The sequence below is a fragment of the Streptomyces galbus genome, assembly GCF_005280195.1.
GTDB classification, from domain to species: domain Bacteria; phylum Actinomycetota; class Actinomycetes; order Streptomycetales; family Streptomycetaceae; genus Streptomyces; species Streptomyces galbus.
In genome coordinates, this window is record NZ_SZPR01000012.1 from 232,563 (window position 1) to 251,310 (window position 18,748).

Annotated in this window: 16 protein-coding genes; 7 read left to right on the forward strand and 9 right to left on the reverse strand. The window is 74.7% G+C overall.

The window, feature by feature from the left end; all coding sequences use genetic code 11:
- The first annotated feature begins 137 nt into the window (after positions 1–137).
- Positions 138–1,682: a M1 family metallopeptidase gene (locus E4U92_RS14055; RefSeq protein WP_137300712.1), complete on the forward strand. Its 1,545-nt coding sequence runs from the start codon at positions 138–140 to the stop codon at positions 1,680–1,682.
- Positions 1,683–1,692: 10 nt separating this feature from the next.
- On the opposite strand, the gene E4U92_RS14060 is transcribed toward E4U92_RS14055, so the two are convergent.
- The 4 genes from E4U92_RS14060 to E4U92_RS14075 form a co-directional block, all read right to left on the reverse strand.
- Entirely contained in the window at positions 1,693–2,142 is a 450-nt protein-coding gene (locus E4U92_RS14060) for a DUF4186 domain-containing protein (protein WP_137300713.1), read from the reverse strand.
- A 37-nt stretch (positions 2,143–2,179) separates the two neighbouring features.
- Positions 2,180–3,274 carry a mechanosensitive ion channel family protein gene (locus E4U92_RS14065; RefSeq protein ID WP_168725112.1) on the reverse strand — a complete coding sequence of 365 codons (1,095 nt, stop codon included), beginning with the start codon at positions 3,272–3,274 and terminating at the stop codon, positions 2,180–2,182.
- Positions 3,275–3,468: 194 nt separating this feature from the next.
- The gene (locus E4U92_RS14070) at positions 3,469–5,001 is read right to left on the reverse strand and encodes an amino acid permease (protein WP_137300714.1); all 1,533 of its coding nucleotides are present in this window, start codon (positions 4,999–5,001) and stop codon (positions 3,469–3,471) included.
- A gap of 66 nt (positions 5,002–5,067) precedes the next feature.
- Positions 5,068–6,048 (reverse strand): hypothetical protein, encoded by a 981-nt coding sequence (locus E4U92_RS14075; RefSeq protein WP_137300715.1) that lies wholly within the window; start codon positions 6,046–6,048, stop codon positions 5,068–5,070.
- Between the two features lie 279 nt (positions 6,049–6,327).
- On the opposite strand from E4U92_RS14075, the gene E4U92_RS14080 reads away from it, so the two are divergent.
- The 4 genes from E4U92_RS14080 (at position 6,328) to E4U92_RS14095 (ending at position 10,858) form a co-directional block, all read left to right on the forward strand.
- Positions 6,328–7,776, forward strand: coding sequence for an FGGY family carbohydrate kinase (locus E4U92_RS14080; RefSeq protein ID WP_137300716.1), 1,449 nt, complete (start codon positions 6,328–6,330; stop codon positions 7,774–7,776).
- A complete protein-coding gene (locus tag E4U92_RS14085) occupies positions 7,773–9,299 on the forward strand; it encodes an FAD-dependent oxidoreductase (protein ID WP_137300717.1) in 1,527 nt (508 codons plus the stop codon). Before E4U92_RS14080 ends, E4U92_RS14085 begins: the two co-directional genes overlap by 4 nt.
- Positions 9,296–10,321: an NAD(P)/FAD-dependent oxidoreductase gene (locus E4U92_RS14090; protein WP_137300718.1), complete on the forward strand. Its 1,026-nt coding sequence runs from the start codon at positions 9,296–9,298 to the stop codon at positions 10,319–10,321. Before E4U92_RS14085 ends, E4U92_RS14090 begins: the two co-directional genes overlap by 4 nt.
- Positions 10,322–10,399: 78 nt before the next feature.
- Positions 10,400–10,858 carry a MarR family winged helix-turn-helix transcriptional regulator gene (locus tag E4U92_RS14095; protein WP_137300719.1) on the forward strand — a complete coding sequence of 153 codons (459 nt, stop codon included), beginning with the start codon at positions 10,400–10,402 and terminating at the stop codon, positions 10,856–10,858.
- A gap of 36 nt (positions 10,859–10,894) precedes the next feature.
- Here the strand turns inward: E4U92_RS14095 and E4U92_RS14100 are convergent, their stop codons facing one another.
- A complete protein-coding gene (locus E4U92_RS14100) occupies positions 10,895–11,821 on the reverse strand; it encodes a lysylphosphatidylglycerol synthase domain-containing protein (RefSeq protein ID WP_229862022.1) in 927 nt (308 codons plus the stop codon).
- Between the two features lie 222 nt (positions 11,822–12,043).
- Here E4U92_RS14100 and E4U92_RS14105 point away from each other — a divergent pair, with 222 nt between their 5' ends.
- A complete protein-coding gene (locus E4U92_RS14105; protein WP_137301104.1) occupies positions 12,044–13,963 on the forward strand; it encodes an ABC transporter ATP-binding protein in 1,920 nt (639 codons plus the stop codon).
- A gap of 44 nt (positions 13,964–14,007) precedes the next feature.
- On the opposite strand, the gene E4U92_RS14110 is transcribed toward E4U92_RS14105, so the two are convergent.
- The 4 genes from E4U92_RS14110 to E4U92_RS14125 form a co-directional block, all read right to left on the reverse strand.
- Complete coding sequence (locus tag E4U92_RS14110) at positions 14,008–14,892, reverse strand: TauD/TfdA dioxygenase family protein (RefSeq protein WP_137300721.1); 885 nt, start codon at positions 14,890–14,892, stop codon at positions 14,008–14,010.
- 22 nt (positions 14,893–14,914) lie between these two features.
- On the reverse strand, positions 14,915–15,742 hold the full coding sequence (locus E4U92_RS14115; protein WP_137300722.1) for an ABC transporter ATP-binding protein: 828 nt from the start codon (positions 15,740–15,742) through the stop codon (positions 14,915–14,917).
- Positions 15,729–16,781, reverse strand: coding sequence for a taurine ABC transporter substrate-binding protein (locus tag E4U92_RS14120; RefSeq protein WP_137300723.1), 1,053 nt, complete (start codon positions 16,779–16,781; stop codon positions 15,729–15,731). The genes E4U92_RS14115 and E4U92_RS14120 overlap by 14 nt, the downstream gene beginning before the upstream one ends.
- A 93-nt stretch (positions 16,782–16,874) precedes the next feature.
- Positions 16,875–17,744, reverse strand: coding sequence for an ABC transporter permease (locus E4U92_RS14125; protein ID WP_206666470.1), 870 nt, complete (start codon positions 17,742–17,744; stop codon positions 16,875–16,877).
- 420 nt (positions 17,745–18,164) lie between these two features.
- Between E4U92_RS14125 and E4U92_RS14130 the strand changes: the two genes are divergently transcribed.
- The gene (locus E4U92_RS14130; RefSeq protein WP_137300724.1) at positions 18,165–18,698 is read left to right on the forward strand and encodes a hypothetical protein; all 534 of its coding nucleotides are present in this window, start codon (positions 18,165–18,167) and stop codon (positions 18,696–18,698) included.
- Positions 18,699–18,748 lie beyond the last annotated feature (50 nt).

Here is an 18,748-nt window from a genome sequence, read left to right on the forward strand (position 1 = left end):
AAGATATCTCGTGACCGGGGTCCGCTCGACAGGGGTGGGGTGCAACCGGACCGCCCTCCCCGGTGGTCATGGAGGGTGATCGTCACCAGTGGACGGCGGCCGGCGTGACCACCCGGCCGCCCCGACGGAAGCGGACCATGAGATATCGCAGCAGAGTGACCGGACCGGCGGCCGCCCTCATCGGCGCCACCGCGGTCCTGGCCGGGGGCAGGAACGCGTACGCGGCGGGGACCGGCGACGGCCCCGCCCCGGGCCCGGAGACCCTCGGCGACCCCGTCTACCCCGCCCTCGGCAACGACGGCTACCGCGTCGGCGCCTACCACCTCGACCTCGTCTACGACCCCGCGACCGCCCTGGTGGAGGCCACGGCGACGCTGCGGGTGCGCACCACCCGGGCGCTCAGCCGGCTCTCCCTGGACGCCCTCGGCCTGGACGTGCGGTCGGTGCGCGTCGACGGCCGCACGGCCGCCTTCGAGCAGGCCGACGAGAAGCTGAGGATCACCCCCGAGCGCCGGCTGCCCGCCCGCGCCCACGTCACCCTCCGCGTCGCGTACGGCGCCGACCCGCGCCGCGTCCTGCCGTACACCGGCTGGGTGCCGACCCCGGACGGCTTCGCGGTGGCCTGCCAGCCGAACCTGGCGCACACCGTCTTCCCCTGCAACGACCACCCCTCCGACAAGGCGCACTTCACCTTCCGCCTGACCGTCCCGGACGGTCTGACCGCCGTCGCGAGCGGCACCCGGGTGCGCACCGAGCCGCTGCCGGGCGGGCGTACGGCCGTCACCTACCGGTCCCGCTCGCCGATCGCGACGGAGCTGGTGCAGATCACCGTCGGCGACTACGTGGTCAAGGAGCGGAGCGGGCCGCACGGGCTGCCGCTGCGGGACGTCGTACCGAGGGCGCGGGCCGAGGCGCTGGAACCCGCGCTGTCCCTCACGCCCGGCCTGGTGGAGTGGATCGAGGGGCGCCTCGGCGCGTTCCCGTTCGAGACGTACGGGCTGCTGCCGTGCAACTCCGACCTGGCGGAGCCGTTCGACTTCACCGGCCTGGAGACCCAGACCCTGACGATCTACCGGCCGAACTTCCTCCTGCAGGAGGAGAAGAAGATCGGCTCGCACATGATGCACGAGCTGGTCCACTCCTACTTCGGCAACAGCGTCTCGCCCGCCACCTGGGCCGACCTGTGGATCAACGAGGGCCACGCCGACTTCTACGGGCTGCTGTACCGCTACGAGCGCGGCTGGCCGGACTCCCTGGGCCTGACCAGCTTCGAGGCCCGCATGAAGGACACCTACGCGCGCGGCGACCAGTGGCGGCACGACTGGGGGCCGGTCGCCGCACCGAACGCCGCGAACCTCTTCGAGGCGCAGCGCTACCTGGGCGGCGTGCTCGTCCTGTACGCGCTGCGGCAGCTCATCGGTGAGGACGCCTTCCACGCCGTCGAGCGGGCCTTCCTGGACCGGTACCGCAACGCGTCGGCGTCCACGGAGGACTACATCGCGGTGGCGAGCGCGGTGTCCGGCCAGGACGTCTCCGGGTTCCTGAAGGACTGGCTGTACGGCACGACGACGCCGCGCATGCCGGGCCACCCGGACTGGACGGTCACGCCGGTCACGCCGTCCCTGGCCACGCCGCACGGCCGCCGGGACACGCGTCCCCACGACCACTCGGCGACGCTGTGACCTGAGCCGGTCACACCGGGCGGGCGGGTCGGACCCCGTCCGCCCCGCCGCCGGCCCCGCCCCGGGTGAGTTCCCGCTCGACCCAGCGGCAGATCACGTGCACCGCGTACACGTGCTCGGCGCGGCTCAGCTCCCGTCCCTTCGGGATGCCGTGCCACCGCTGCAGGCAGCTCCGGCAGCAGGTCGCGGTGGCGTGCTGGGCGACGAACACCGGGTGCCCGCGGTACGGGGTCTGCTTGCCGTCCTTGTACGGCGCGGCGGGGGCCAGCCGGCGGGCCAGCAGGTCGTAGGCGTGCCACCGGATCGTGGCGGGCCCGCGCTCCACGGCGAGGGCCCGCTCCCGCCCGGCCAGCCGGAACCGCGCCCGGAACGGCTGGCGCGCGAGGGCGTCCAGCCGCTCGTCGAGCGCGCGGACCGAGGACGGGGAGGCGGGCGGCGGCACGTCGGGGGCGGGGCTCATGGTCCTCCCAGCGTACGGCGCCGTCGCCGCGGATCGGTCAGCCCCCGAGCGCGGGGTCCGCCGTCAGGCCGTCGCCGGTGCGCTGGTGCGGGATGGACGGGACCGCGCCCTGCTGGAGCGTGACGGTGCGGGCGGGGGCCGGGATGCGGATGCCCTCGGCGCGGTAGCGCTTGTGCAGGCGCTTGATGAACTCGTGCTTGATCCGGTACTGGTCGCTGAACTCGCCGACGCCCAGGATCACGGTGAAGCCGATCCGGGAGTCGCCGAAGGTGTGGAAGCGCACCGCCGGCTCGTGGTCGGGCACCGCGCCGCTGATCTCGGTCATCACCTCGGCGACCACGTCGGTGGTCACCTTCTCCACGTGCTCCAGGTCGCTGTCGTAGGCGACGCCCACCTGCACCAGGATCGTCAGCCGCTGCTCGGGGCGCATGAAGTTGGTCATGTTCGCCTTGGCGAGCTGCCCGTTGGGGATCACGATGAGGTTGTTGGACAGCGCCCGCACCGTGGTCTGGCGCCAGTTGATGTCCTCGACGTAGCCCTCCTCCCCGCTGCTCAGCTTGATGTAGTCGCCGGGCTGGACGGTCTTGGAGGCGAGGATGTGGATGCCCGCGAAGAGGTTGGCGAGCGTGTCCTGCAGCGCGAGGGCGACCGCGAGACCGCCCACGCCCAGGGCGGTGAGCAGCGGCGCGATGGAGATGCCGAGCGTCTGCAGCACCACCAGGAAGCCGATCGCGAGGACCAGGATCCGGGTGATGTTGACGAAGATCGTGGCCGATCCGGCGACGCCGGAGCGCGAGTGGGTCACGCTGCGGACCAGTTCGGCGACCACCCGCGCCGCCGACAGGGTCACGACGAAGATCAGCAGCACGGTCAGGGACTGGTTGGCGGTGCGCTGCACGGCCCGGGTCAGCGGCAGCACCGCGGCCGCGGCCGCCGCGCCGGCGGCGATCGCCGCCCACGGCACGACCGTGCGCAGCGCGTCCACCAGCACGTCGTCGCCGCCCCACTTGGTGCGCTTGGCGTGCTTGGCCAGCCAGCGCAGCAGCCCGCGGGAGAGGAAGGCGGCCAGCAGGCCCGCGGCCAGGGCGATGCCGGCGAGGACGGAGTCGTCCAGGGTCAGCGCGCGGTTCACCGGTCACCTCCGGGGAGACGATCCGCGGCCCGGGGGGCCGCCGACGGCCGGATGTGCAATGTCGTCACGTGGTCCACTGCTCGGTTCCGGGAAGTGCGATCACGCGGGCCCGGCCGGGGTGTTGGGCCCGGCCGGCCCGCGCGATCACTCATCCTGCCGCATTCCGGACGGCAGTTCGTACCCGGCCGGGTCGCTCACACGATGCCTTCGGCCAGTTCGGCCTGCTCCCGGTCCGAGCCGTACGCGGCCGTGGTGGGCGTCCCGTACGAGCGGCGGGCGACGAACCACCACACGGTGGCCAGGACCAGCACGACGGCCAGCGCGACCGAGGCGTAGTTCATGGTGTCCGCCGTCACCGGCGACGACTGCGGCAGGCAGAACAGCACCGTCACGCACGCCACCCACACCACCGCGATCCAGCCGATCGGCCTGCTCCACCGGCCCAGGCTCCACGGACCCGGCGTGAACCGGTCACCCGCGCGCAGCCGCAGGAACACCGGGATGGCGTAGGCGGGCGTGATCCCGATGACGTTGATCGCGGTGACCGCGCCGTACGCGGTCGCCGAGTACAGCGACGGCAGGGCGAGCACACAGGCCACGGCGACCGACAGCCACACCGCGGCCACCGGCGTCTGGGTGCGGGTGCTGACCTTGCGCCACAGGTGCGAGCCCGGCAGCGCCCGGTCCCGGCTGAACGCGAACACCATGCGGCTGGCCGCGGCCACCTCGGCGTTCCCGCAGAACAGCTGCGCCACGATGACCACCAGCAGCAGCGCGCTCGCGCCGTCCGTGCCGAGCCCGTCGAGCAAAATCTGCGCGGGCGGCACCCCGGTCGCGGTGGCGAGCGTGCCGTCGTAGTCCTGGATGGCGAAGGTCAGACCGGCGAGCAGCACGAAACCCGCCAGCCACGACGCCCAGATCGAGCGCACGATGCCGCGGGCCGCCGACACCGAGGCGTGCGCCGTCTCCTCCGACAGGTGCGCCGAGGCGTCGTAGCCGGAGAAGGTGTACTGGGCGAGCAGCAGGCCGATCGCGGCGACGTAGACCGGGTTGTGCCAGCCGGTGTTGTTGACGAACTCGGTGAACACGAAGGACGGCGAGCGGTGGTGGTCGGGCACGATCCACAGCGCGCCCACGATCACCGCGACACCGGCCAGGTGCCACCACACGGATATCGAGTTGAGCACGCTGACCAGCCGTACGCCGAACAGGTTGAGCACGGCGTGCAGCAGCAGGATCGCCACGAAGATCAGCATCGTTTTCTCCGGCGTGGGCGTGAAGCCCCACTGGAGGTCGGCGAACGCGCCCGCGAACAGGGCGGCGCCGTAGTCGATGCCGGCGATCGCCCCGAGCAGGCCGAGCAGGTTCAGCCAGCCCGTGTACCAGCCCCAGCGCCGCCCGCCGAGCCGGTCGGCCATGTAGTACAGGGCGCCCGAGGTCGGGTAGGCGCTGGTCACCTCCGCCAGCGCGAGGCCCACGCACAGCACGAACAGCCCGACCCCCGCCCAGCCCCACAGCATGACGGCGGGGCCGCCCGCGTTCATGCCGAAGCCGTACAGGGTCATGCAGCCCGACAGGATCGAGATGACGGAGAAGCTGATCGCGAAGTTGCCGAAGCCGCCCATGCGGCGGGCCAGCACCGGCCGGTAGCCGAGTTCGCGCAGCCGCTGCTCCTCGTCCGGCCGGGGGACCTCGACGGGAGCCGGTGGCTCGGGGGTGCGGGACATACGGAGACCTCCGGGGGGAGAGGGGGTGGGGAAACGGGGGAGCAGGGGGAGAGGCGCGGGGCCGGGTCAGGGCGTGGCGCCGCTGCGGGCGCGGGCCCGCAGGAACACCTCCACCGCCTCGGCGGGTTCGCCCGGCCGCCCGGCACGGCCCGTCCAGGGCACGGGCGTGTAGTACGGCCCGATCGCGCCGAACACCCGGGCCGCCTGCGGGAAGCGCTGCGCGCCCCACAGCGCGTGGGCGAGGTGGTTGAGGTCCAGCGGGGAGCGCTCGGCCGGGTCGGACCGCTCGAACCACGCCTCGTACGCCCGCAGCGCCTCCCGGGCGGCGTCCTCGGCGACCCAGAACAGGTCGAGGGCGGTGTCCCGCCCGCCCTCGCGCCGGTAGCGCTCGACCCGTACGTACAGGGGCAGCAGATGCAGCGCGGAGCCCGGCGGTGCCGCCTGGCCGGCGAGCTGGGCGAAGGCCTCCGCCTCCGCGGGCCGCGGGGAGGCCGCGTGCGCGTACAGGAACTGGAGCATGCGGTGGTGTGCCTCGCGGTTGCCCGGGTCGCGCTTGTCGGCCTCGGCGAGCAGTCCCCACGGCCCCGGCGGCAGCGTCGGTTCCGGGGCGGCCACCCGGTGCTCGTCCCACAGCCGCCGGCGGTCGAGCTGGGCCAGCGCCAGCAGGCACACCCACGGCACCGGGTCCGGGGGCGCGAGCCGGGCGGCCTCCTGGCTCATGTCCCAGGCCTCGATCCACAGTTCGTGCGTACGGCGGTGGCCCTCGCGCCGCGCCCGCAGGGCGCGCTCCACCCCGACCCGGGCACGCATCACCACGGCCGGGACGCTGTGCGGCTCCTCGGCGAGCCAGGCGCGCACCACGTCGGTCCCGGCGGCCGCCGTGGCCAGCACCTGGGTGCGCCGCGTCCAGGCCGTCCAGCCCGCCGTGTCCTCCAGCAGGGTGCGCATCGCCAGCCAGCGCCCGGTGCGCAGCTCCTGCAGGGCGGAGCGCAGGGCGTCGTCGGGACCGGCGGGGTCGTAGGCCGGCCGTGCTCCTTCGCGTGCCATCAGCCGTCCGCGCGGGGGTGCCGAAGGGGCAGGTCGGCGGGATGGAGTAACAACAGCCCTCCTCTGGGCGGTTGATGAGGAGATCACGTCGGTCGGCGGTCACTATAGAGGGGGTCGTACGACCGGACGAAGCAATTCAAGTCCGTTATCGTTCAACCATCTTCGCTGGTGGCGGGGCGAAGTCGGCGCGGAAACGGGGTGCTTGACGCGGTGCGGGGCCCGGCGGCAGGCTGTCGGCCCGTGATCAACGGGACGCGGGCGGCCGCGGGGAAGGGCGCGATGACAGGTCCCGTGCTCGCCGTCGACCAGGGCACCTCCGGCACCAAGGCCCTCGTGGTCTGCCCCGAACGCGGCGTCCTCGGCACCGGGTTCGCCGCGGTCCGCCCCCGTCACCTGCCCGGCGGCCGGGTCGAGGCCGACCCCGCCGAGCTGTACGGATCGGTCGTCGAGGCCGGCCGGCGCGCCCTCGCCGAGGCCCGCGAACCCGTCGTCGCGTTCGGCCTGGCCAACCAGGGGGAGACCGTCCTCGCCTGGGACCCGGCCACCGGACGCCCGCTCACCGACGCGATCGTCTGGCAGGACCGGCGCGCCGAGGACGTCTGCGCCGAACTCGCCCCGCACGCGGACGAACTGCGCGAACTGACCGGCCTGCCCGTCGACCCCTATTTCGCGGCGCCGAAAATGGCTTGGATCCGCCGTCGGCTGACCGGCGAGGGCGTCGTCACGACCAGCGACGCCTGGCTCGTGCGGCGCCTGACCGGAGCCTTCGTCACGGACGTGGCGACCGCCGGCCGCACCCAGCTCCTCGACCTCGACCGCGCCGCCTGGTCCCCGCGCGCCCTCGACCTGTACGGCCTGTCCGGCGAGCGCCTGCCCGACGTCGTCGACAACGCCCGGGTCGTCGGCACCACCCGCGCCTTCGGACCCGAGCACCCGGAGATCCCGCTCACCGGGCTCGCCGTCGACCAGCAGGCCGCCCTGCTCGCCCAGCGCGTCACGGCCCCGGGCACCGCCAAGTGCACCTACGGGACCGGCGCGTTCCTGCTCGCGCACACCGGGGAGAGCCCCGGGCGCGGCACCTCCGGGCTGGTGTCCTGCGTCGCCTGGCGGCTGGCAAACCGCACCAGCTACTGCCTCGACGGCCAGGTGTTCGCCGCCGCGTCCGCCGTGCGCTGGCTCACCGACCTCGGTGTGCTGCGCGACGCCGCCGACCTCGACGCCGTCGGCGGCGGCGTGCCCGACAGCGGCGGCGTCACCTTCGTGCCCGCCCTCGCCGGACTCGCCGCCCCCTGGTGGCGCGGCGAGCTGCGCGGCTCCCTGACCGGGCTCGGCCTGGACACCACCCCGGGCCACCTGGTGCGCGCCCTGTGCGAGGGCATCGCCGCCCAGGTCGTCGCCCTCGCGGACGCCGCGGAGGCCGACCTCGGCACCGCGCTGACCACCCTGCGCGTCGACGGCGGCCTGACCCGCTCGGCGCTGCTCATGCAGACCCAGGCCGACCTGCTGCAGCGCCCCGTGGAGGTGTCCGCCCTGCCCGACGCGACGGCTCTCGGCGTGGGCGCGCTGGCCCGGCTCGGCGCCGATCCCGGCCTGGGCGTCGAGGCCGCCCTCCCGGACGCGGAGCCCGCCGCGGTGTACGAGCCGCGCCTCACGGCCGACGAGGCCGCCGAGCGCCTCGGCCGCTTCCGGGCGGCCGTGGACGCCCTGCTGGAGGGGAGCGCCGCATGACGGCTCCCGGCGCGCGAGAGGGTGCCTCCGTGGCCGCGGGCTGTCACGAGGGCGCTCCTGCCGTCGCGGACCCCGGCGAGCGCTCCGTGGCCGCCGCCGGCCCCCGCGAGGGCTCCGTGACCGTCGCGGGTCCGCTGCCCGCGCGGCCCTACGACGTCACCGTCGTCGGCGCCGGGGTGGTCGGCACCGCCCTCGCCCGGGAACTCGCCCGCCACCCCCGCCTGCGGGTCGCCCTGGTCGAGGCGCAGGACGACGTCGGCCAGGGCACCTCGAAGGCCAACACCGCGATCCTGCACACCGGTTTCGACGCCGTACCGGGCTCCCTGGAGGCCCGGCTGGTGCGCGAGGGCCACCGGCTGCTGTCGGCGTACGCGGCCGAGGCCGGCATCCCCCTCGAACCGGTCGGTGCCCTGCTCGTCGCCTGGGACGAGGACCAGCTCGCCGCCCTGCCCGGCCTCGCCGACAAGGCGCGGCGCAACGCCCACGACGGCGTCCGCCCGCTGGACGCGGCCGAACTGTACGCCCGGGAGCCCCACTTGGGCCCCGGTGCGCTCGGCGCCCTGCACGTGCCCGGCGAGAGCGTCATCTGCCCGTGGACGACCCCCCTGGCGTACGCCACACAGGCCGTGCGGCACGGGGTCGACCTGCACCTGGGCTGCCGGGTGGAGTCGGTGGCCGGCGACGGCACGGGCGGCGACCCGCAGGTGCTCGGCACCACCCGCGGGCCCCTGCACACCCGGTGGCTGGTCAACGCCGCCGGGCTGCACGCCGACACCCTCGACCGGATGCGCGGCCACGAGGACTTCACCGTCACCCCGCGCCGCGGCCAGCTCCTCGTCTTCGACACCTTCGCGCGCGACCTCGTCCGCCACATCCTGCTGCCGGTGCCCACCGCCCTCGGCAAGGGAGTCCTGGTGGCGCCCACGGTCCACGGCAACGTCCTGCTCGGGCCCACCGCCGAGGACCTCGACGACCGCACCGCCACCGGCACCACCGCCGAGGGCCTGGCCGGCCTGCGCGAGCAGGGCCGCCGGGTCCTGCCCGCGCTGCTCCAGGAGGAGGTCACGGCCGTCTACGCCGGCCTGCGCGCGGCCACCGAGCACGACGACTACCGCATCACCGCCCACCCCGGGCAGGCGTACGTCACCGTCGGCGGCATCCGCTCCACCGGCCTCACCGCCTCCCTGGCCATCGCCGCGCACGTGCGCGACCTGCTGGCCGACTCCGGCCTCGACCTCGGGCCCGCCCGCGACCTCGAACCCGTCCGTGTGCCCCGCCTGGGCCGCACGTCCCCCCGCCCCTGCCGCGTCCCCGAGCGGGTCGCGGCCGACCCCGAGTACGGCGTCGTCGTCTGCCCCTGCGAGCAGGTCTCGCGCGGCGAGATCCGCGACGCGCTCGCGGCGACGATCCCGCCGCGCTCCCTGGACGGGCTGCGCCGCCGCACCCGCGCCCGGGCCGGCCGCTGCCAGGGCGACACGTGCGGCGCGGCCGTGCGCGAGCTGTTCGAGCAGGCCCGCCGGTGAGGGCGCGGGAGACCGACGTCCTGGTGGTCGGGGCGGGGCCCGCCGGACTGGCGGCCGCCGCCCGCCTCGCCGCCCTCGGGGCGGGCCACGTCGAGGTGCTGGACGGCGACCAGGGGGCCGGGGGAGCGCCCCGCCACGGCGCGCACCGCGGCTACGGCACCTGGCCGCGCGTGGTGACCGGTCCGGCGTACGCGCACCGGCTCGTGGCCGCCGCCGAGCGCGCCGGGGCGGTCGTACGCACCGGTGTGACCGCACTCGACTGGGCGGGCCCCCTCGCCCTGGAGACGGTCGGACCGCTCGGCGTCGAGACCGTCACCGCCCGCGCGGTCGTCCTGGCCACCGGCGCCCGCGAACGCCCGCGCGCGGCCCGCCTGATCCCCGGCACCCGCCCGGCCGGGATCTACACCACGGGTGAACTCCAGCGGGCGGTGCACCGGTTCGGGCAGCACATCGGGGCCCGGGTGGTGATCGTCGGCGCCGGAGGCACGGCGTGCCCGCGGGACGCGACCGGCGCGCGGACCGCGAGGGGCGTGGACGACACCACGGCCGCCGCGTACGCCGAACACGCGGCCGTCGCCACCGTCCGCGCCTCGGGCGCCACCGTCGTCGCCCTGGTCGCCGGCCTCCCGCGGGCCCGGACCGGCCGCGCCCCGGTCGCCGACCCCCGTCCGTGGCCGGGCGTCCCGCTCCTGACGGGCGCCACGGTCACCGAACTCCTCGGCCACGGCCGCCTGTCGGGCGTACGGGTCCGCCACCGCGACGGACGCACGGCCGTCCTGCCCTGCGACACGGTCGTCCTCACCGGCGACTTCGTCCCCGACCAGGCGCTCGCCCGGCGCGGCGGCCTCGCCCTCGCCGCCGGCACCCGGTGCCCCGCCGTGGACCCGGCCCTGCGCACCTCCCGCCCGGGCGTCTTCGCCGCGGGTGCGCTCGTGCGCCCCACCGCCTCCGCCGCGGCCGCGGCCCGCGCCGGTGCCCGGGCGGCCCACGCGGTGCTCGCCCACCTGCGCGACACGCCTTAGATCTTGACCTCAAGCCCGGTTGAGTTCCTAGCGTCGGTGGCGTCCGAACCACCCAGGCGCACCCCGGAGGCACCGGCCATGGAGTACTCGCACAGCGACGCGGACCTGCTGCGGCAGCCGATCGGCTACTGGAGCTGGGCCGCCTACGACGCCGTCGTCACCCGCATCCGCTCCGCCCTGGCGGAGCTGGGGACCACCCAGCCGCAGTGGTGGGTCCTCGGCCAGGTCGCCGGCGCCGACCCGGCCAGGAGCCGGGACGAGGTGTCGCGGCTGCTGCGGAACTACCTGAACACGGGCCCCGAGGTCATGGAGGAGGAGATCGACCACACCATCGCCCGCGGCTGGGTCGACCAGGACGCGGCGGGCCGCCTGCACCTGACGCCCGAGGGCCGGGCGTTCCTCGACAAGGCGGCCGCCGTCCAACAGCAGTTGCACGAGGAACGGCACGCGGGCATCTCCGACGAGGAGTACCTGACGACCCTCAAGGTCCTCCAGCGCTTCATCCACAACACGGGCGGCACGGCCTGGCACCACTGAGGCGGCCGGGCCGGGCGGGCCCGGACGGGCGCGCCGTCAGATCACCTTCCACCGCACCAGCGCGCCCAGCGTCAGCGCCCCGGGCACCAGCGGCAGCCAGACCGTGACGATCCGGTACGCCAGCACCACCGCCGTCGCCGCCGGCACCGGACCGCCGGCCGCCACCAGGGCCGCGACCAGCGCGGCCTCCACCGAGCCGATCCCGCCCGGCGTCGGCACCAGGGCGACCGCCGCGGTCGCCGCCAGGTACGCCACCGCCAGGTGCGCGGCCGGCACCGGCAGTCCCAGTGCCCGCCCCACCAGCGCCAGAGCGGCCGCCTGCAGCGCCGGGAACGCGAGCGCCCCGCCCCACAGCGCCAGCGCGCGGACCGGACGGGCGTGCACCGCGCGCGCCTCGCCGAGCGCCGCGCGCAGGAAACCGGACACGGCCGCGCGCAGCCGCCGTACGAGGAGCAGGACGAGCGCCGTGACGAGCGCCGCAGCGGCGAGCCCGGCCAGCAGGGGACCCGCCGCGCCGGACGGCACCAGCGTGCCCGGCCGCAGGGCGTGCGGGAAGGCCACCAGCAGCGCGGCGAGCAGGCCCAGCCGCGCCACGGCCTCCGCCAGCAGGTACAGCCCGAGCGCCGCCGACGCGCGGGCCGGCTCCACCCCGCACACGGTCATGAAGCGCAGGTTGACCGCGCTCGCGCCGAGCCCGGTCGGCAGCAGGTGGTTCGCCGCACCGGCCGCGAACTGCGCGGCGAGCAGACGCCGTCCGGGCAGCCGCTGCACCACGGCGCCCTGCCGGGTGACGGCCGCCGCCACCCAGGTCAGACAGGTCGCGCCGACGGCACCCAGCAGCCAGGGCCACTCCGCCGACCGCAGGTGCACGAGGCCCTCGGCGAGGACGCAGCGGTGGCGCACCGCGACGACGGCGACCAGCAGGACCGGCAGCAGGCACAGCACGTGCCGGGCCTGCCGCACGGGGAGGTACCGCGCACGGGGGAGCCGCGCGGACCGGACGGGGGAGCGGAGCGGGCCCGGGGGACGGGGCCCTTCGGGGAGGGTTACCGCGGTCACACCACGGAAGGTTCTCCCCGCCGCGCCAACACCGGGTGGCGGGATCGCGGACGGCGGCTTACGGACGGGCACCGACCGTGCCTTGACCTCAACGATGGTCGAGGTCCTACCGTCCTGAACATGAGCATGGAGACCACCGCGTGGATGCAGCTGCACAGCGTCCTCACCGCCCAGCAGGACCGCCGCCCCTTCGACCGCGCGACACTGCGCCGCATCGGCGCCTTCGCCCGCCCGCACCGCCGCCGCATCGCCGTCTTCGTCCTGCTGGGGACGGTGACCGCGCTGCTCGCCGTGGCCACGCCCGTCCTCGCCGGGCGCGTCGTCGACGCGATCGTGTCGCGGGGGCAGGAGCGCACGGTCGTCGGGCTGGCCCTGCTCATCGCGCTGATCGCGCTGCTGGAGGCGGCGCTCGGCATCCTCGGGCGCAGGCTGTCGGCGACGCTCGGCGAGGGACTCATCCTCGACCTGCGGACGGCTGTGTTCGATCATGTGCAGCGCATGCCGGTCGCGTTCTTCACACGTACCCGTACGGGCGCGCTGGTCTCCCGGCTCAACAACGACGTGATCGGCGCCCAGCGCGCCTTCAGCAACACCCTGTCCGGCGTGGTCGGCAACATCGTGACGCTGGTGCTCACCCTCGCCGTGATGCTCACCCTGTCCTGGCAGGTCACCCTGCTCGCGCTGGTCCTGCTGCCGGTGTTCGTGGTGCCCGCCCGCCGGATGGGCGGCCGCATGGCCCGCATGCAGCGCGAGGCGGCCACGCTGAACGCCGCGATGGGCACCCGCATGACCGAGCGGTTCTCCGCGCCCGGCGCCACCCTGGTCAAGCTGTTCGGCCGGCCCGAGCAGGAGTCCGCGGAGTTCGCCGCCCGCGCCGCGCGCGTCCGCGACATCGGCATCCGCACGGCCACCGCCCAGTCGGTGTTCCTCACCTCCCTCACCCTCGTCTCCGCCCTGGCCCTCGCCCTGGTCTACGGCCTCGGCGGCCGGCTCGCCCTGCACGGCACCCTGGAGCCGGGCGCGGTGGTGGCGCTCGCCCTGCTGCTGACCCGCCTGTACGCACCGCTCACCGCGCTCGCCGGGGCGCGCGTGGAGGTGATGAGCGCCCTGGTCAGCTTCGAGCGGGTCTTCGAGGTGCTGGACCTGGAGCCGCTCATCGAGGAGAAGCCGGACGCCCGTGACGTGCCGGACGGCCCGGTGGCCGTCGAGTTCGACGACGTCCGCTTCGCCTACCCGTCCGCCGACCGCGTCTCCCTCGCCTCCCTGGAGGAGGTCGCCTCCCTCGACACCCGGGGCGGCGAGGAGGTCCTGCACGGTGTCTCGTTCCGCGCCGAACCCGGGCACACCGTCGCCCTCGTCGGCTCCTCCGGCGCCGGCAAGTCCACCGTCGCCCAGCTCCTGCCGCGCCTGTACGACGTCGACTCCGGCGCGGTCCGCATCGGCGGCGTCGACGTCCGCGACCTCACCGCCCGGTCGCTGCGCGCCACGGTCGGCATGGTCATGCAGGACGGCCACCTCTTCCACGACACGGTCCGGGCCAACCTGGTCATGGCCCGCCCGGACGGGGGGAGCGCACCGGCCGACGTCGAGGCCGACCTGTGGGACGCGCTGCGCCGGGCCCGCCTCGACGACCTCGTCCGCTCGCTGCCCGACGGCCTCGACACCGTCGTCGGCGAGCGCGGCTACCGGCTGTCCGGCGGGGAACGCCAGCGCATGACCATCGCCCGGCTGCTGCTGGCCCGCCAGCGCGTGGTCGTCCTCGACGAGGCCACCGCCCACCTCGACAACACCTCCGAGGCGGCCGTGCAGGAGGCGCTCGCCGAGGCGCTGGCGGACCGTACCGCCGTCGTCATCGCCCACCGCCTGTCCACGGTGCGCACGGCCGACCGCATCCTGGTCGTGGAGGCGGGCCGCATCGTCGAACAGGGCACCCACGAGGAGCTGCTGGCGGCCGACGGCCGTTACGCGGAGCTGTACCGGGCGCAGTTCGAGCAGCCCGGGGAGTCCGGGCGGCCGGACGCGCCGGAGGTCGCCGTGGGGGTGTAGGAGGTCCGGTCCGGGTTCCTCAGGCCCGGACCGTCGCGGGTCCGTCAGGCCCGGACCGTCGCGGGCCCGACCGGTGTGTCCCCGCGCAGGGTGATGCGGTGCATGACGCGGTGCTGGTCGCCGTAGTCGCGGTTGGCGTAGTGCGCCGTGCTGCGGTTGTCCCACAGCGCGACGTCACCCGGCTGCCAGCGGTGCCGTACGACGTGCTCGGGCTTGGTGAGGTGGGCGTACAGGATGTCGAGGAGGCCCCGGCTCTCGTACTCCGAGACGCCCACGATGTGCGAGGTGAAGCCGGGGTTCACGAACAGGCCCTTGCGGCCGCTCTCGGGGTGGACCCGGACCACGGGGTGCTCCACCGGGGTCAGTTCGGTGAACACCTCGCCCTCCCAGACGTTCCCGCGGCCCTGACGCCGCTGGGCGAGGTAGTAGCCGAACTCCCGGGTGCCGTCGTGGACCGCGGTGAGCGTGTCGACGTACGCCCGCAGCCCCGGCGACAGCGACTCGTAGGCAAGCTGGCTGTCCGCCCAGTTGGTGTCGCCGCCGTGGGGCGGCAGCACCACCGCCCGCAGGACGGAGATCGCCGGCGGCCGCCTGACGAACGTCACGTCCGTGTGCCACACGTCGGCGAACCCGTTGTCCTGGCTGTCCAGCGCGTACACCTCGGGGGCCACGTCGCCGGAGTCGTGGACCGGATGACCGACCGTGACCTCGCCGAGGCGCCTGCCGAACTCGATCTGCGCGGCGTCGTCGAGACCGTGCTGGTCGCGGACGAAGAGCACCTTGTACGCGACGAGTGCCTCGCGCAGGGCGAGGACCCCGGCGTCGTCGAGGCGGGCGAGGTCGACACCGCGGACCTCGGCGCCGAAGTGCGGGCCGAGCGCGGTGACCGGGAGGGCGGCCGGGGCCGGCCGTTCGCTGAGGATGCTCACCTGCGTGTTTCCTTTCTGGGGTTCAGGCCGCCGCGGCGGCCTTCACGGCGTGCGAGACCTGGGCGCGCAGCTCCGCGAACTCCCGTGAGCCGCGCAGCTCTTCCGCGTCGACGTCGTCCCGCGGGAGGGGGATGGGCAGGTCCAGGGCGACCGTGCCGGGGCTCTTGGTCAGCACGACGATGCGGGAGCCGAGGAACACCGCCTCGTCCGCCGAGTGCGTCACGAACACCGCGGTGCGTCCGGTCCGCCGGGTCACCCGGCGCACGTCCTCCTGGAGCCGCTCCCGGGTCAGCGCGTCGAGCGCCGCGAACGGCTCGTCCAGCAGGAGGAGGGGATTCTCCGCGGCGAGGGCCCGGGCGATGGCGACGCGTTGCTGCTGGCCACCGGAGATCTCCCACACGCGGCGCCGCTCGGTGCCCTCCAGGCCGACCCGGGCCAGCAACTGCGCGCGCCGCCCGGGCCATTGGGCGCGGCTGACGCCCGCGTACCGCAGCGCCAGGTCGATGTTGCCCCGCACGGTCCGCCACGGGAACAGCCGGGGCGTTTGGAACACCACACCGGCCGCCTCGCCCGGGCGCGGCTCCGCGCCGGAGACGCGCACCGCGCCCCGCGTGGGCCGTTCGAAGCCGGCGATCAGCCGCAGCAGCGTGCTCTTGCCGCAGCCCGAGGCACCCACCAGCACCAGGAACTCGCCCGCCGGGACGCTCAGGTCGACCGGTCCGACCGCGGTGAACTCCTCGCCGCCGCGCCCGTACCGATGGGTGACGTGCTCGATGCGGACGGAACCGGCGGCCGAGGTGTCCACCTCCGCGGTGGCCCCGGCGGCCTCGGTGACCTCACTGGAGGACATCGGACAGCCCCTTCGAGTAGAAGGCCCTGCGGACGGCGTCCTGCGCCGGTGCGGCGTCTATCTGCTTCTGCTCCGCCAGGAACGCGGCGGTGTCGGACACGTAGGTGAGCAGCTTGCCCAGACTGCCCTCCGTGCCCAGCCAGTCGGCGGACACGACCTGCTCCGGGGTCAGGAACACCCCCTGTTCGAGCTGCGCCGCGGCGTCCTCGGCGCTGATGCCGAGTTCCGCCGCGACGGCCTTCACCGAGCCGTCGCGGTCGGACTTCAACAGCCGCAGCGCCTCGGCCTCCGCCTTGCGCCAGGCGTCGATGGCCGCCGGGTCCCTGGCGATCAGCTCGTCGGACACGACGGCCAGGTCGAGGGTCGGCTTGCCCGCCGCGCCGATCTCCTTGCTGCTGGTGAGCTGGGTGCCCGTCGCGCGCAGCTCGTCCAGGGTCGGCAGCCACACGTACGCGGCGTCGATGTCCCCGCGCTGCCAGGCGGCGAGGATCGGCTGCGGCTGCAGGTCGATGAGCTGCACGTCGGACGGCCTCAGACCGGCCGACTCGAACGCCGCGAGGAGGCTGTAGTGCGAGGTGGAGGCGAAGGGCGTGGCGATCTTCTTGCCGCGGAGCCCGGCGACGTCGGTGATCCCGGTCGACTTGCGCGCCACCAGCGCCTCGTTCTCGCCGGCGACGTCCAGGATCCACGCGACCTTGTACGGGATGGGTGAACTCCCCGACACCCCGCGGGCGAACGGGCTGGAGCCCAGCGCGGCGATGTCCAGCGACTTGCCGAGGAACGCCTGGTTGACGCTGGCTCCGGAGTCGAACTTGATCCACGAGATCTTGTAGCCGGGCAGGGCCTTCTCCAGCAGTTTCCTGTTCTTCACGATCAAGTCACCGCTGGGGAAGGCGAAGTAGCCGATGCGCAGCCGCTTGGCGCCACCGGACGACGCCGCCTCGCTGTCGGAGGAGCAGCCGGTGACGGCCGCGGACACGGCGGCCAGGGCACCGGCGAGGAGGAGACGGCGGGACGGGCCGCGGGAGGCAGGAGACATGACGGAGCCGTTTCTGTCTGCGGGCTGACGATGCGAGGGGTGGAGGCGGGGGGTGCGAGCGGAGAAGGCGGAGGTGACGAGGGGCGGCGCGGTTCAGGTGCGGCCGCGCCACGGCACGGCCACGCGTTCCAGCCGCAGCAGCAGGCCGTCGATGACGAGCCCGGAGACGCCGATGGCGATGATGCCGACCAGCACCACGGGGGTGTTGTTGTAGTTGGCCGCGTCCTTGACCATGCCGCCGATGCCGGGCAGGCCGTTCACCAACTCCGCGGCGACCAGGGAGGAGTAGGCCACGCCCACGGCGAGCCGGATCCCGGTGAGCGTCTCGGGCAGGGCGGACGGCACCACGACGTCCCGGACGGTGTCCCACCGCGACGCACCGAGTGCGCGGGCGGCCTCCACCAGGCTCTTCGGCACCGCCGCGACGGCCGTGGTGGTCGACACGGCCACCGGCGGGAACGCGGCCACCGCCAGCAGCGTCACCTTCGGCTCCTCGTCGATCCCGAGCCAGATGATGAGCAGCGAGAAGTACGCCAGGGGCGGCAGCGTGCGCAGGAAGGTGATCCACGGCTCGAACAGCGAGCGCAGCCAGCCCACGGTGCCCATGAGCAGCCCGAACACCACTCCGGCCGCGATGCCGAGACCGGCCCCGAAGGCGATGCGGCGCAGGCTGATGCCCAAGTGCTCGATCAGGGTCGTGCCGTTGTAGCCGCGGACGCCGTCGTGCGTGGTGGACACGTCGACGAACGCGTCCCACACCTTCGCGGGCGGCGGGACCAGCGTCTCGCTCCAGGTGTGGCTCGCGGCGAGCGCCTGCCACAGGACGAGGAACAGCAGCAACGAGCCGAGCGGCAGCGCGACATGACGCACCCGGGTCCGGACGCGGTGCCGGGGCGGGCGGCGGCCGGGCGGCGGGGCGTCGGCCGGCGCGGCCGGCTTCGCCAGGGAGGGAGTCGTGGACACAGCGGGTTCTCCAGGGGACGTCGACGGCACGCGGCAGCGGTCGACCGACAACGGGGCGGGCGGCCCCGGGCCAGGACAGGGGTGGGAGGCGTCCTGGTGCGGGTGACGTCACCGCACGGCAGGGCGCGAAGGGGAGAGTGCCGGGATCAGCGACAACACGAGCCCGGGCGTCGGCACAGGTCGATGACCAGGCGTCGCACGAGGGGCTCGGGGTTCATGAGGCACAGTTGTACAGCAGCGGCGGCCCCACACCAACAGGCGTCCCACGTTCTGGTACGCGATGAGACAGCACCGGTGCTCCCGCACCCCCCGTCATCCGGGTGACGCGTCCGCTTCGGTGCGGGGCCGTGGTGGTAGGCCTGAACGGTGTCCGGGCGCGGCAGCGGCCCCCGGCACCCAGGCCAGCGACGAGGAGCGACCATGCCCGCAGACCCGGACCTCCGGCGCGCGAACGGTTCCCGGCGCCCCGCCCTGCGGGACCGCTGGCGCCGGGCGCTGGACGAGCACACCGCGCCCGCGCAGCGCTCGCTCATGGCGGCCTGGCTCGGTTTCGGGTGCACCTTCGGCACGGCCCGGCTGATCACGCACGGCATCCGGGGCGGCTGGCTGCCCTGGGGGAACATCTCCGCCGGCCGGACCCACCTGCACCACTACAACTTCGGCATCGCCACGCTCGCGGGCGTCGGACTGGTGGCCGTCCGGGGCGACCAGGACGTCGTGGGCCACCCCGGGATCGGCGCCCTGTACGGCGCGGGCACCGCACTGATCGCCGACGAGTTCGCCCTCCTGCTCGACCTGAAGGACGTGTACTGGGCCAAGCAGGGCCGCATCAGCGTGGACGTCTCCCTGGGCATCCTCAGCGCGCTCGGGCTGTACGTGACCGCCATCCCGTTCTGGCACGAGGCCACCAAGGTCACCCGGCACCACCTGCGAAGCGCCGCACGCGCGAGGTGATCCGCGGACCCACGAGGCCGCTTCGTACGGGAGCCGCACGTGTGTTAGCG